The organism is Rhizobium sp. HT1-10, assembly GCF_049472505.1.
GTDB lineage: Bacteria > Pseudomonadota > Alphaproteobacteria > Rhizobiales > Rhizobiaceae > Rhizobium.
On sequence record NZ_JBCEBQ010000009.1, the window covers coordinates 22,365 to 35,723 of the forward strand.

The following is a 13,359-nucleotide window of genomic DNA, read 5'->3' on the forward strand; positions in this document are numbered from 1 at the left end:
CCATGACCGCAGCCGTCCGCTTCCAGAGCGTCTCCCGCCACTTCGGCCCTGTCCGCGCCGTCGATGGCGTCGACCTGGAGATCGCGCCGGGCGAGTTCTTTGCCATGCTCGGCCCCTCCGGCTCCGGCAAGACCACCTGCCTCCGCCTGATCGCCGGTTTCGAACAGCCGACGGCGGGACATATCAAGATCTTCGGCGAAAGAGCTGAGGGCGTGCCGCCCTACCGGCGCAACGTCAATACCGTCTTCCAGGACTATGCCCTCTTCCCGCACCTGAACATCTCCGACAACGTCGCCTACGGGCTGATGGTCAAGGGCGTCGGCAAGGCCGAGCGCATGAGATCCGCAGAACAGGCATTGGAGATGGTCAAGCTGCCGGGCTACGGCAGCCGCCGCCCGAGCCAGGTTTCCGGTGGCCAGCGGCAGCGCGTCGCCCTGGCCCGGGCGCTGGTCAACAAACCCAGAGTGCTGCTGCTCGACGAGCCGCTCGGCGCGCTTGACCTGAAGCTGCGCGAGCAGATGCAGGAGGAACTGAAGAGCCTGCAGCGAGCGCTGGGAATAACCTTCATCTTCGTCACCCACGACCAGAGCGAGGCCCTGTCGATGGCTGACCGGGTGGCCATCTTTAACGACGGCGGCATCGTCCAGCACGGCACGCCGCACGACATCTACCAGCGGCCGAAGACCCGCTTCGTCGCCGATTTCGTCGGCTCGTCCAACGTCATTCCCCCCGACACCATGGCCCGCCTCGGCGGCGAAAAACGCTGGGCAAGCCTGAGGCCGGAGGCGATCCGCCTCGACGACGCAGGCGGCGTTTTCGCCGCGATCACCGCCAGCAATTTCCTCGGCGCAGCGACCCGGCTCGCCGTCGAGGCCGAGGGCACCCGCCTGCATGTCACCGTGCCCGCCGGCACCGCCATTCCCGGCACCGGTGCGACCGTCAGGCTCTCCTGGCGCCCGACAGACGTGCACTACATGGACGACGCCGCATGACCGTCTTCGCCCCCCATACCCAGGCGACAGCCGGGCCGGCAACATCCGCAGCAACGGCGATCCTGCCTGGGCGCGGCGGCGTCTTCGGCGGCCTCTCCGATCTCTTCTGGCGGCGACCCAAGCTGCTGCTGGCACTGATGCTTGCACCGCCGCTTGCCTGGCTCGGCATCATCTACATCGGCTCGCTGCTGACGCTGCTGCTGCAGAGCTTCTTCTCGATCGACGACTTCTCGGGCATGGTGAACTACGAATTCACGCTCGCCACCTATCGGCAACTGCTCGGCGCCGCCAATTTCGACATCATAATCCGCACCGTGCTGATGGCAGCACTGGTGACCCTCGCCTCAGCCGTCGTCGCCTTCCCGATCGCCTACTATGCAGCCCGTTACGCGCACGGAAAATGGAAGGCGCTGTTCTATCTCGGCGTCATGCTGCCGCTCTGGTCGAGCTATCTCGTCAAGGTCTATGCCTGGAAACTGATCCTCGCCAAGGAGGGCATCCTCACCTGGCTGTTTGCCAAGATCGGCCTCGGCGCGGCGCTGGATGCCGTCCTCAGCCTGCCGGTCATCGGCGGCAACTCCCTGTCGGTGAGCTATATCGGCACTTTCCTGGTCTTCGTCTATGTCTGGCTGCCCTACATGATCCTGCCGACCCAGGCGGCGCTCGAGCGCGTGCCCGGCACGCTGCTCGAAGCCTCGGCCGACCTCGGCGCAACCCCGCGCCAGACCTTCCGTACCGTGCTCTTGCCGCTGGCCCTGCCCGGCATCGTCGCCGGCTCGATCTTCACCTTCTCGCTGACGCTGGGAGACTACATCATCCCGCAGATCATCGGCTCGTCGCGGCTGTTCATCGGCCAGGCGGTCTACACGCAGCAGGGCACCGCCGGCAACGTGCCGCTGGCTGCCGCCTTCTCCGTCGTGCCCATCGTCATCATGGCCGCCTATCTCTGGATGGCCAAGCGCAAGGGAGCCTTCGATGCGCTCTGACACCGCACCCCGCGCACCCCTGCCCCTGAAGATCGGTGCTGCCGCCGGCCTTGCCTTCCTGCACCTGCCGATCCTGCTGATCTTCGTCTATGCCTTCACGACGGAGGAAAAGAGCTACCAATGGCCGCCACCGGGGCTGACCACCCAATGGTTCTCGGTTGCCTGGAACCGGCCCGACATCTGGGCCGCCCTCGGGCTCTCGGTGCAGGTGGCGACAATCGCGACTGCCATCGCCCTGGTGCTGGGCACGCTCTGCGCCGCCGCCGTCAGCCAGACGAAATTCTTCGGCCGCGAGGGCATCTCGCTGCTGGTAATCCTGCCGATCGCGCTTCCCGGCATCGTCACCGGCATCGCGCTGCGCTCGGCCTTCAGCCTGTTCGACATTCCCTTTTCGGTCTGGACCATCGTGCTCGGCCATGCGACCTTCTGTGTCGTGGTCGTCTACAACAATGCCGTTGCCCGTTTCCGCCGCACCCAGGGCTCGCTGATCGAAGCGTCGATGGATCTCGGCGCCGACGGCTTCCAGACGTTTCGCCACATCATCCTGCCGAATATCGGCACGGCGCTTCTGGCCGGTGGCATGCTGGCCTTCGCGCTATCCTTCGACGAAGTGATCGTTACCACCTTCACCGGCGGCCAGCAGATGACGCTGCCGATCTGGATGCTCGAGGAACTGATCCGCCCGCGCCAGCGGCCTGTCACCAACGTGGTCGCCATGGTCGTGGTGCTGGTCACCTTCCTGCCGATCCTGGCAGCCTATTATCTCACCCGCGACGGCGACCAGATCGCCGGCGGCGGCAAGTAACACCAAGGGAGAACATCATGGACACTGCAATGCTGATCGGGTCCCGCTTTGAAAACGGGACGGAAGCCGAGGAACATGTTCTAAACCCGAAGACCGGCGAAACCGTGCTCGACCTGCCGGAGGCATCGCTCGGTCAGATCGACAATGCCGTCGACGCCGCCGAAGCCGCGTTCAAGAGCTGGTCGCAGACGACGCCCTCCCAGCGCTCTGCCTATCTCCTGAAGATCGCCGACGCCATCGAGCGGGACGCCGAGGGTTTCGCAGCCCTGGAGGCGCTGAACTGCGGCAAGCCGATCAATGCCGTTCTCAACGACGAAATTCCGGCCATCGTCGATTGCTACCGCTTCTTTGCAGGCGCCGTGCGCAACCTGCACGGACCGGTGGCCGGCGAATACCTGCCGGGCCACACCTCGATGATCCGCCGCGACCCGATCGGCATCGTCGGCTCCATCGCGCCCTGGAACTATCCGCTGATGATGATGGCGTGGAAGCTGGCGCCGGCGATTGCCGGCGGCAACACGGTGGTCTTCAAGCCATCCGAGCAGACGCCGCTCTCGGCGCTGAAGATGGCGAAGCTCTTTGCCGAGATCCTGCCCGAGGGCGTTGTCAACGTCATCCTCGGTCGCGGCGAGACGGTCGGCAACGCGCTGATCAACCATCCCAAGATCGGCATGGTGTCGATCACAGGCGATATCGCCACCGGCAAGAAGGTACTGCAGGCCGCCGCCAAGACGGTCAAGCGCACCCATCTCGAACTCGGCGGCAAGGCACCCGTCATCATCTTCGACGATGCCGACATCGACGCCGTCGTCGCCGGCATCCGCACCTTCGGCTACTACAATGCCGGCCAGGACTGCACGGCCGCCTGCCGCGTCTACGCCGACGCCAAGGTCTACGACAAATTCGTCGCCGACCTTTCCTCAGCCGTCTCCAGCATCAAGTTCAATCAGGCCGACGACACGGAAAACGAAATCGGCCCGCTCATCTCCAGGCGCCAGCGCGACCGGGTCGAGAGCTCCGTCGCCCGCGCCGCCGAGCACAAGCACATGGAGATCACCACCGGCGGCAAGGTCTCCGGCGACCGGGGCTTCTTCTACACCCCGACCGTCATCGCCGGCGCCACGCAGGAGGATGAAATCGTCCGCCGCGAAGTGTTCGGGCCGGTGGTATCAGTCACGCGCTTCACCGACGTCGAGGACGCCGTCACCTGGGCGAACGACAGCGATTACGGGCTGGCGTCGTCGGTCTGGACCAAGGACATCAGCCGCGGCATGCAGACCGCCGCCCGCCTGCAATACGGTTGCACCTGGATCAACACCCATTTCATGCTGGTGAACGAGATGCCGCATGGCGGCCTGAAGCAGTCAGGCTACGGCAAGGACATGTCCGTCTACGCGCTCGAGGACTACACCGCGGTGCGCCATGTGATGATCAACCACGGCTGAAATTTCACCGTCAATCAGGCCGGCACATCGCCACTCATGTGCCGGCTAAAAGCCTGAAAGGCCATGGAACTTTTTTCCCGCTCGTGCGTCTTGGATGAATTATCCAAGCAGAGGAAATGTTCATGCTGAAGTGGGCTCTTATATTTTTCGTCGTTTCCGTTATTGCCGGCTTTTTCGGCTTTTCCGGTGTGTCGGCCGCGACTGCCACCATCGCCCGCGTGCTCTTCGGCATCGCGCTGATCGTTTTCCTGATCTTCGTCGTCCTGGCGATCATGGCCGGCAACGCCATCGTCTGACAACACGCTCCTCTTCGCCCGGCCCATGCCGGGCGAAGCTTTTTATGGTAGTGAGTTAAGACGCCTCGAAGCTCAGCCGGAACAGGGTCTCGGTTTCCGTGGAATTCACCGTCAACGTCCCGTGGTGAGCCCGTGCTATTTCGGAAGCAATGTAGAGGCCGAGCCCAAGACCCGCGTGGCTTGGCTTTGCCGACGCCCGCACGAATGGCTTGAACAGATGTTCCGCAACTTCAGCCGGAATCGGTTCGCCCGGATTGGCAACCGTCAGTTCGAACTGTCCATCGACAACGACCGCCTTGATCCTGATCGCGCCATCCGGCGACCCGTGCGTAATGGCATTGGCGAGAAGGTTCGACAGCAACTGGCCGATGCGTGACGGATCGCAACGGACGCAGACATCGCAGACTTCGGCGACGATAGCCCGGTCGGGATGGGAGGATACAAGCTCGTCTATCACCTGCTCGATCATCGGGCGAAGCGAAACCGGGCTCGACCGGTCGACCACCAATCCATCTCCCAGCCTGCCGCGGGCAAAATCCAGCACATCGTCGATCAGACCGGACATGCGCCGGACACTGGCCTGCATCAATGTCAGGACGGAGCGTGACTTGTCATCGAGCGGCGCCCGTTCGAGCCGCCTGGCGCCGGCGTCGATCGAGGCCAGCGGATTGCGCAGGTCGTGGCCGAGCACAGCAATGAATTCCTCCCGCACACCGGCGCTGTCCCTCTCGAACTTCAACTTCGCCTCGCTGTCGAGCACCCTCTGATTGGCGTCGATGTGGAAGGCGATGAGATCGGCGAACAGGCGGAGCATGCCGAGGGTGGTTGGCGTGTTCAAAGCCCGCGGCACACGGTCGATTGCGCAGAGTGTGCCGAAGAAAGTACCGTCCGGCAGCACGATCGGCATCGATATGTAGCTCTGCAATCCATAGATCGCCGGCGTATGATGGTTGGCGAATATCGGATCGTTGGCGGCATCGTCGATGACAACAGCCTGTCGATGCTGGCGAATTTCATTGCAGATCGTCGTTTCGATCTGCAACTCGCCACCGGGCTCCAGGCCGAAGGCGACGTTGTCGCGGACGCCGCAGGCAATCCAGCGGTCTTCGGTAACGTGCGCGACGGCCGCAAACCCCATGCCGGTGGTTTTGCAGACCACCTCGAGAATGGTGGGTACAGCTGCGATCTGTGAAACGGCATAGACTGCCGAGGTCGCCACATCGTCCGCATTTCCGGTGAAGCTCAAGCTCAAGCCCGTCTCTTCCTCAAGTAGCGAGGGGCGCGATGACGCAGCCGAACGCAGTATCCATGGTCAATCTATGAGCGCCCTACGGCAAAATTGAAAGCCAAAAAGGGACAATAACTATGCAGCTTGCTTAAAGCAGACTCGCGCCGACGTTAATCGCTAGTGCCAGAATGGTGGTGTTGAACAAGAATGATAGCACAGAATGCAGCAGCACCAGCTTTCGCATCGGCGTGGTCGCGACCGCCACATCCGCCGTCTGCGACGCAACCCCGATGGTGAAGGTGAAATACAGGAAATCCCAATAGTTCGGCTCCTTGATGTCATCGGCGAAGCGGATCGCCGGCTTGCCGCTATCGTCGGCGTAGAAGCGATGGGCGTAATGCGTGGTGAACAGCGTGTGCAGGAAGATCCAGGAAATCAGGATGGTGAGGAAGGCTACCGCGGCATTCGCCAGCGCCTGCTCCGGAGGGGCCTCCTTGACGCCGCTGAGCTCGATGCCGATGCCGCCGATGCTGGCGATGGCCGCGACGATCGACAGGAAGAGCACCAGGACATCGGAGAAATCCGTGTCGGCGGCGCGCTGTCGGATGCGGCTCACGTTGGATCTCAGCATGCGGTACCAGGTGAAGCCGATATAGACGACGGCGCCGCTATTCCAGCTGTCCAGGAAATTGCTGGCGTTGAACTGCCGCGACGTCATCAGCCCGAACACGACAATGCTGGTCAGCACGGCGAGAACGACGCCCTGATGCTTGCGAATGTGGGCGACGATCGGCGAGCTTGCCGCCTTCCGCTTTATGCTGTTCCGCATCAGGCACTCCGTTTCGTCGAGATCGACCTGATATATGCGAGCCCGGCGGAGAGGCAAGGTCACATTTGCAGCGACCATCCCGTCCGATTTGACCGCCCTGAAACGGTGCTGTTGAGGATGGCGCCTCAGCCCGTCCAGCCGCCGTCGACGACGAGGGCCTGGCCCGTCGTGAAGCCCGATTCGTCGCCGGCGAGATAGGTAACGAGCGCGGCGATCTCGTCGGGCGTGGCGATGCGGCCCATCGGCTGGCGGGCAATGAAGTCGGTCATCGCCTTTTCATAATCACCGGTTGCCCGCAGGCGCTCGTGCAGCGACGGGCTGTCGACGGTGCCCGGGCAGATGGCATTGGCGCGAATGCCCTTGGAGACGAAATCGGCGGCGATGGACTTGGTGAGGCCGATGACCGCAGCCTTCGAGGCGCAATAGGCAAAACGATTGGGCACGCCCTTCACGCTCGAGGCGACCGACGCCATGTTGACGATGACGCCCTTGCCCTTGTCGAGCATGCCCGGCAGGAAGGTGCGGCAGGTGGTGTACATCGCCTTGGCATTGAGATTGAACGAGAAGTCCCAGTCCTTCTCCTCGCAGTCGAGGATGGTGCCGGCATGGACGAAGCCGGCGCAGTTGAACAGCACGTCGATGGCGCCGATCGTCTCGGCAAAAGCCTTGACGCCATCGCTGTCGAGGACGTTCAGGACGTGCTTTTCGGCACCTTCGAGGGAAGACAGCGCGTCCTCGTTGATATCGGTCGCGATCACCCGCGCACCGAGGCGGATGAAGCGCTCGGCAGAGGCACGCCCGATGCCCTGCGCCGCCGCGGTGATCAGAACGGTCTTGCCTTCCAGTCCATGTGCCACGTCGAAATTCCTTGTCTTAAGGTCCGCCAGACTGACTGGCCTCGGGTCGGGACCGGCAGCCCACCGGGCCGCCCGTCCTCATTGATACGAACTCTATGCGCGCCACGACCGTGCCGTCCACCGGTAATCGGCATGGGCCATCAGAGGCTGCATCATCCAGATATGGATCATTGATTTATATGTAAACACTTGCTGCTGGAGCGTCAAGCAGCCGGAGCTGCGTCTTGCAAAGGAGGGTCATTCATATATGAAGGAAACGGCTGATGCATGGAAACGCAGATTGATGACCACAGGCGACGACGATGCCGACCGCTATAGAGCGCCGGCCCTCGACAAGGGTCTTGATATCCTCGAGCTGCTGTCCCGCATCGACGGCGGCCTGACCCAGGCCGAGATCGCCAAGCAGCTCGGAAAGAGCCCCAATGAGTTCTACCGCATGCTCGACCGGCTGGTGCGGCGCGGCTACGTGCAGCGGCAGGAAGGCGACCGCTTCTTCCTGACCCTCAAGCTATTTGGCCTCGCCCATTTCCATGCGCCGGTACGCCGGCTCGTGTCCTTCGCGACGCCGCTGATGCGCGAATTCGCCAACCGCGCCGAGCAGGCTTGCCACCTTGCAGTCTTCGACCGAGGCTCGGTCGCCATCATCGCCCAGCAGGATTCTCCGACCTATTGGGGCATCTCGATCCGCGTCGGCGCGCAAATCAGCCTTTTCAACACCGGCTCGGGCCATATCCTGCTCGCCTTTCGCGACGACAAGCAACGCCAGATGATGATCAACGAACAGCAGCGCCGCGAGGAAGACGCGGCGATGCCGGAGGATCTCGCCGAGCGTCTTCTGCTGATCAGGGAGCGCGGCTTCGAAACCATGGACAGCCTGCAGACGAAGGGCGTCCACAACATATCAGCACCGATCCTGGCGCTGGATGGCAATGCGCTGGCGGCGCTGACTTGTCCGTACATTCAGCCCGTCAACGGCAAGGCGCCGAGCTACGAGCAGGTCATTTCCTACGTCCGCGAGGCCGCAGCCCAAATTTCGGAAACCGTTGCCGGAATGGTCGAAGACGGCGCCTGACAGTTTCCATTTGAACCGGCTATTCTTCCATGGCTATACACCGACGGCATATCTGGGAGGACTTCATGCTTTTCGATACCCATCTCCACATCGTCGACAGAGCCCGGCTGAACTATCCCTGGCTTGCCGACGCCGGCAGCCTTGATCGCGACAGCCTCTACGAGGACTATGCCCGCGAGGCGAAGCGCTGCGGCATCACCGACGTGCTGCACATGGAAGTCGATGTCGCACCCTCCGATATGGCTGCCGAAACCGCCTATGTCGAACAGCTCAGCCAGGCGCCCGGCAGCATGCTCCGGGGCGCCATCGCCGCCTGCCGGCCCGAGCAGACCGATTTTCCGAGCTATCTGGAGGCAGTGCTTGCCAATCCCTTCGTCAAGGGCTTCCGCCGTGTACTGCATGTAATGCCGGACGAACTTTCCGAGGGCAGCCTCTTCCGCGAAAATCTCAACCGTCTGACGGGAACGCGGCTGACCTTCGATCTCTGCGTCCTGCCCCACCAGATGGAGCGTGCGATGGCGCTGATCGATCTCAATCCGGATGTGCAGTTCATCCTCGACCACTGCGGGGTGCCTGCCGTCAAAGATGGGATGAGCGATGTCTGGGCGAGCGGCATCCGCGAGATCGCCCGCCGCGCCAACGTGATGGTGAAGATTTCAGGCGTCGTCGCCTATGCCGACCCCGAGAGCTGGACGGCGGAGACGCTGCGCCCCTTTGTCGAACACAGCATCGGGTGTTTTGGCTGGGACCGTGTGATCTGGGGCAGCGACTGGCCGGTCTGCACGCTCGGCGGCGGCCTGTCGCCCTGGGTCGCAGCCACCTATGCGCTGACATCGGGCTGCAGCGACAGCGAGCGCGCGCGGCTCTTCCACCTGAACGCCCGGCGGCTCTGGAAGCTCTGAGCGCACACTCCCCCAAACATAAAAAAGGCCTGGCTGCTCACGCAACCAGGCCTTCTCTTTATCGATCGGTCGAAAGCTTAGGCTTGCAGTTCCTTCGACACCATCTGGCGCAGGGTCACCAGGTCCTTGCCGAACTGGCGGATGCCTTCGGCAAGCTTTTCGGTAGCCATGGCGTCTTCGTTCATCATCCAGCGGAAGGTCTTTTCGTCAACATTCAGCTTCGGCGTTGCGCGCTTGACGTCGGGCGACAGCTTGCGCTCGAGCTTGCCTTCGTCCTTGGACAGTTCGTCGAGCAGGTTCGGGCTGATCGTCAGGCGGTCGCAGCCGGCGAGAGCCGCCACTTCCTCGGCGCTACGGAACGAGGCGCCCATGACGATCGTGTTGATGTCGTTGGCCTTGTAGTAATTGTAGATTTCGCGGACGGAGATAACGCCTGGATCTTCTTCCGAGGTGTAGTCCTTGCCGGTCGACTTCTTGTACCAGTCGAGGATGCGGCCGACGAAGGGCGAGATCAGGAAAACCTTGGCATCGGCGCAGGCAGCGGCCTGGGCCATGCTGAACAGCAGCGTCAGATTGCAGTCGATGCCTTCCTTCTGCAGCACTTCCGCAGCGCGGATGCCTTCCCAGGTGGAAGCGAGCTTGATCAGGATGCGATCCTTTTCGATGCCGCGCTCCTTGTAGCCGGCAACGATGGCATGGGCCTTCTCGATCGATGCCTTGGTGTCAAACGACAGGTCGGCATTGACTTCCGTCGAAACGCGGCCGGGAACCAGTTTCGACAGGGCGGCGCCGACGGAGACTGCCAGGCGATCGGCAACGGCTTCAGCGACGGCTTCGGACGAGCCAGACTGCTTCTTGCCCCAGACAACGGCTTCTTTGATATCGTCGGCAAACATCGGCGTGCCGAGGGCCTTCAGGACGATCGACGGGTTGGTCGTGCAATCGACCGGCTTCAGACGCGCAACGGCTTCGATGTCGCCGGTATCGGCGACGACGGTCGTCATGTCGCGGAGTTGGTCAAGCTTGGAAGTCATGATGAATATCCTTGTTGATTTCGAACCGAGAACCGGCGCCATCTTGCGTGGCGATCGGCAAAAGTGACGAACCCTCTCGGACGCAGGTTAAACGAGAGGGGAGTTCCGAATGTTCCAGCCGGCTGAGGTTGCCCGGCACAGCTTATGCCGCCCGGCATGGATGAGGCAAGTCGGGAACGATGTCCGCATCTCGCCGTTGGGGATCCGGCGCGACGACGAAAGACTGCCAGCACATTGCCCTCCTCGCCGGACAAACGATCCAATTTCCGCACCGACTATCGCCTCTCTGGCAACGAAAAGTCAAGGACATTTGTGCATTTCAATTGACATAAGTCTCATGTCGCCCAATATCACCCATCAAAGCCGGGGTCGCTGGACCAACTGAAGACGCGACCGCCGCCGTTCCTAGCTCGGTGGCGACTCTCGGCGGCGTAACAGTCCGGAGGACTCATGGCCAAGCTCAGACGTGGAACCCATACCGCCTATTCGGAAACGGCATCGCTCCGGCTGCGGGCGGCATGGCTCTATTATAACCAGAGTCTGACACAGAAGGATGTCGCCGAGCAACTTGGCATCAGCCGCACCACCGTCATCCGCCTGCTCGACGAAGCGCGTCGGCGCAACGAGGTGCAGATCTGGATCAACGAAGGCATCGAGGACTGCGTCGAGCTTTCGATCAAGCTGGAGCGCGCCTTCGGCCTCGACGAGGCGATCGTCGTGCCGACGCCTGCGGGCGGCGGGGTCGATGCCCAGGCAAAGTGCGTCGGACTGGCGCTCGGGCAGTTCCTGACGGAAGCCATTCCCGACGATTATACGATCGGAGTCGGCTGGGGCCGGACAATGACGGCCTCGCTCGGCAGCTTCCGCCCGCCGCGTCGCGACAACTGCAAGGTCGTCTCGCTGCTGGGCGGCATCGTCGCCGTGCAGCAGACGAACCCGATCGACTATACCTGGCGGCTGGCGAGCCAGCTCGGCGCCGAATGCTACATGTTCCTGGCCCCGCTGCTGGTCGATTCGATCGAAACCAAGCGCAACCTCATCGAGAAATGCGGGCTCGAGGCGATCTATCGCCTCGCCGAGACGCTCGATCTGGCCATCGTCAGCTGCGGCGATATCGGCCCGCACTCGACCTCGCTCTCGGAAGGCTTCATCTCCAAGGCCGAGCTCGACGAGCTGATCGCCGCCGGCTGCGTCTGCGACACCATGTTCAACTTTCTCGACGCGGACGGCAATTCCGTCGACCATACGATCAACAGCCGGGTGATGTCCGTCGATCTGGACACGCTGAAGAAGGCCAGGCACATCGTACTCGCCTGCGGCGGCGCCCACCGGGCAACCGCCATCCACGCCACCATCAAGCGGATCGGCTGCAACACGCTGATCACGGATGAAAGTGCCGCCCAGGCCTTGCTCGCCCGCGTCGAGAAGCCGGAGGCTGCCTGACCTCGCGCCGTTGATCTTACGCCTTGCCGGCCTCCCAGCCGAGCATGGCCCGCTTGCGGGTCAGCCCCCAATGATAGCCGGTCAGGGCGCCCCCCTTGCCGAGTGCACGATGGCACGGAACGACAAAGGAGATCGGGTTGCGCCCGATCGCCGCTCCGACCGCCCGCATCGCCGTCGGCTGACCGATATCGCGCGCGACATCGGAATAGGTCACTGCCCTGCCGAAGGGGATCTTCAGCAGGCTTTCCCAAACCCGCACCTGGAAATCCGACCCGATCAGAACCACGCGCAGCGGCTGCTCCGGCGACCACTGGCCCGGCTCGAAGATTCGCCTGGCAAAGGGCAGGGTCGCCATGCTGTCCTCGACATAACTCGCTTTAGGCCAGCGGCAGGTCATGTCCGCAAGACAAGCAACCTCGTCGCCACCGTCGCTGAACGCCAGACCCGCAAGCCCGCGATCGGTGATCATCACGAGCGCCACCCCGAACGGCGAGGCATGGAAACCATAGCGGATGGTCAGTCCGCCGCCCCTCGCCTTCCACTCGCCCGGCGACATCGCCTCATGCGTTACGAAGAGATCGTGCAGCCGGCTCGGGCCGGAAAGCCCGACCTCGATCGAGGCCTCGAGCAGCGGCAGATCGTCCTGGCGCAGCAAGCGCTTGGCGTGGTCGAGCGTCACGGCTTGCAGAAACGCTTTCGGCGACAGCCCTGCCCAGCGCGTGAAGGTCTTCTGCAACTGGGTGGGAGATTGCGCGAGCCTCAAAGCCAGATCCTCCAGCGACGGCTGTTCGCGGTAATCCTCTGTGATCAACTCGATGACCCCACGCACGACGTCGTAATCGGGGCCTTCAGGGGTGATATCGGTCGCAAGCATCGGGGCTAAGGTCATGGTCGGTCTCCTTGGGACAAGGATGGCCGTTCCGCAGGCGACTTGCCACCCGTTTCTTGCCGGATGGTCTAAATCCGCCGCGTCACCGTCGAAAGCGCCGCCCGGAAGGCCTTGGCAAAGCTCTCCCGGTCTTCCGGATTGAGAAAGGCACCGACATCCGCCTGCCGCCCCTCGCCCGAGACATGCATCGAGCGGATGCCGATGCCAGGTTCGCGCCGCACCAGGAAGCGCAGCCGGAAAGGATTGAACCGGTGCTCGATGGCGCGACCGGATGGCAGCACCTTGCGGATGGACACGTCGGTGCGTGACACCCGCACTTCCTCGCGCACCCGGCCGGCCCGATAGTTCAGCCAGAAGGCACCGGAGAGCAGAAGGAAGTCGAACCCCAGGAACAAGCCGATCGGCCAGGCCCCCCTGAGTACGAACAACGCGCCGTAGGAAAAGCAAACCAAGGCAGCCGTGACCAGCAGAACCGTAAACCCCTTGCGCCCAAGCGAACGATGGGGAAACAGTTCCGCTGCAAAAACCAGCTTCTCCTCCGGCGTACCGCCGTTGCCTTCGATCATGGGAGGTGATTATAG

Annotated in this window: 14 protein-coding genes; 8 read left to right on the top strand and 6 right to left on the bottom strand. The window is 62.8% G+C overall.

Annotated elements, in window-relative coordinates; genetic code table 11:
* The first annotated feature begins 2 nt into the window (after positions 1-2).
* From VH564_RS20065 to VH564_RS20085, 5 genes are all read left to right on the top strand, one after another.
* On the top strand, positions 3-992 hold the full coding sequence (locus tag VH564_RS20065) for an ABC transporter ATP-binding protein (protein WP_423341633.1): 990 nt from the start codon (positions 3-5) through the stop codon (positions 990-992).
* Positions 989-1,978 (top strand): ABC transporter permease, encoded by a 990-nt coding sequence (locus tag VH564_RS20070; protein ID WP_423341634.1) that lies wholly within the window; start codon positions 989-991, stop codon positions 1,976-1,978. Before VH564_RS20065 ends, VH564_RS20070 begins: the two co-directional genes overlap by 4 nt.
* Positions 1,968-2,783, top strand: coding sequence for an ABC transporter permease (locus VH564_RS20075; protein ID WP_423341635.1), 816 nt, complete (start codon positions 1,968-1,970; stop codon positions 2,781-2,783). The genes VH564_RS20070 and VH564_RS20075 overlap by 11 nt, the downstream gene beginning before the upstream one ends.
* A gap of 17 nt (positions 2,784-2,800) precedes the next feature.
* Positions 2,801-4,228 carry a gamma-aminobutyraldehyde dehydrogenase gene (locus tag VH564_RS20080; protein WP_423341636.1) on the top strand — a complete coding sequence of 476 codons (1,428 nt, stop codon included), beginning with the start codon at positions 2,801-2,803 and terminating at the stop codon, positions 4,226-4,228.
* Between the two features lie 122 nt (positions 4,229-4,350).
* A complete protein-coding gene (locus VH564_RS20085) occupies positions 4,351-4,524 on the top strand; it encodes a DUF1328 domain-containing protein (RefSeq protein WP_111218870.1) in 174 nt (57 codons plus the stop codon).
* A 55-nt stretch (positions 4,525-4,579) separates the two neighbouring features.
* Here VH564_RS20085 and VH564_RS20090 read toward each other — a convergent pair whose 3' ends face one another.
* From VH564_RS20090 to VH564_RS20100, 3 genes are all read right to left on the bottom strand, one after another.
* Positions 4,580-5,776, bottom strand: a complete 1,197-nt coding sequence (locus tag VH564_RS20090) for a GAF domain-containing sensor histidine kinase (RefSeq protein WP_423341637.1) — start codon at positions 5,774-5,776, stop codon at positions 4,580-4,582.
* Positions 5,777-5,900: 124 nt separating this feature from the next.
* Positions 5,901-6,569 carry a DUF1345 domain-containing protein gene (locus VH564_RS20095; RefSeq protein WP_423341814.1) on the bottom strand — a complete coding sequence of 223 codons (669 nt, stop codon included), beginning with the start codon at positions 6,567-6,569 and terminating at the stop codon, positions 5,901-5,903.
* A 137-nt stretch (positions 6,570-6,706) separates the two neighbouring features.
* Positions 6,707-7,438, bottom strand: coding sequence for an SDR family oxidoreductase (locus VH564_RS20100; RefSeq protein WP_423341638.1), 732 nt, complete (start codon positions 7,436-7,438; stop codon positions 6,707-6,709).
* A 283-nt stretch (positions 7,439-7,721) separates the two neighbouring features.
* On the opposite strand from VH564_RS20100, the gene VH564_RS20105 reads away from it, so the two are divergent.
* The gene (locus VH564_RS20105) at positions 7,722-8,510 is read left to right on the top strand and encodes an IclR family transcriptional regulator (protein WP_423341639.1); all 789 of its coding nucleotides are present in this window, start codon (positions 7,722-7,724) and stop codon (positions 8,508-8,510) included.
* 65 nt (positions 8,511-8,575) lie between these two features.
* Positions 8,576-9,412, top strand: coding sequence for an amidohydrolase family protein (locus VH564_RS20110; protein WP_423341640.1), 837 nt, complete (start codon positions 8,576-8,578; stop codon positions 9,410-9,412).
* Between the two features lie 77 nt (positions 9,413-9,489).
* On the opposite strand, the gene tal is transcribed toward VH564_RS20110, so the two are convergent.
* The gene (gene tal, locus VH564_RS20115) at positions 9,490-10,446 is read right to left on the bottom strand and encodes a transaldolase (RefSeq protein ID WP_423341641.1); all 957 of its coding nucleotides are present in this window, start codon (positions 10,444-10,446) and stop codon (positions 9,490-9,492) included.
* A gap of 450 nt (positions 10,447-10,896) precedes the next feature.
* Between tal and VH564_RS20120 the strand changes: the two genes are divergently transcribed.
* Entirely contained in the window at positions 10,897-11,889 is a 993-nt protein-coding gene (locus tag VH564_RS20120; protein WP_423341642.1) for a sugar-binding transcriptional regulator, read from the top strand.
* Positions 11,890-11,905: 16 nt separating this feature from the next.
* Here the strand turns inward: VH564_RS20120 and VH564_RS20125 are convergent, their stop codons facing one another.
* Entirely contained in the window at positions 11,906-12,778 is an 873-nt protein-coding gene (locus VH564_RS20125; protein WP_423341643.1) for a methylated-DNA--[protein]-cysteine S-methyltransferase, read from the bottom strand.
* Positions 12,779-12,846: 68 nt separating this feature from the next.
* Positions 12,847-13,344 carry a DUF2244 domain-containing protein gene (locus VH564_RS20130; protein WP_423341644.1) on the bottom strand — a complete coding sequence of 166 codons (498 nt, stop codon included), beginning with the start codon at positions 13,342-13,344 and terminating at the stop codon, positions 12,847-12,849.
* Positions 13,345-13,359 lie beyond the last annotated feature (15 nt).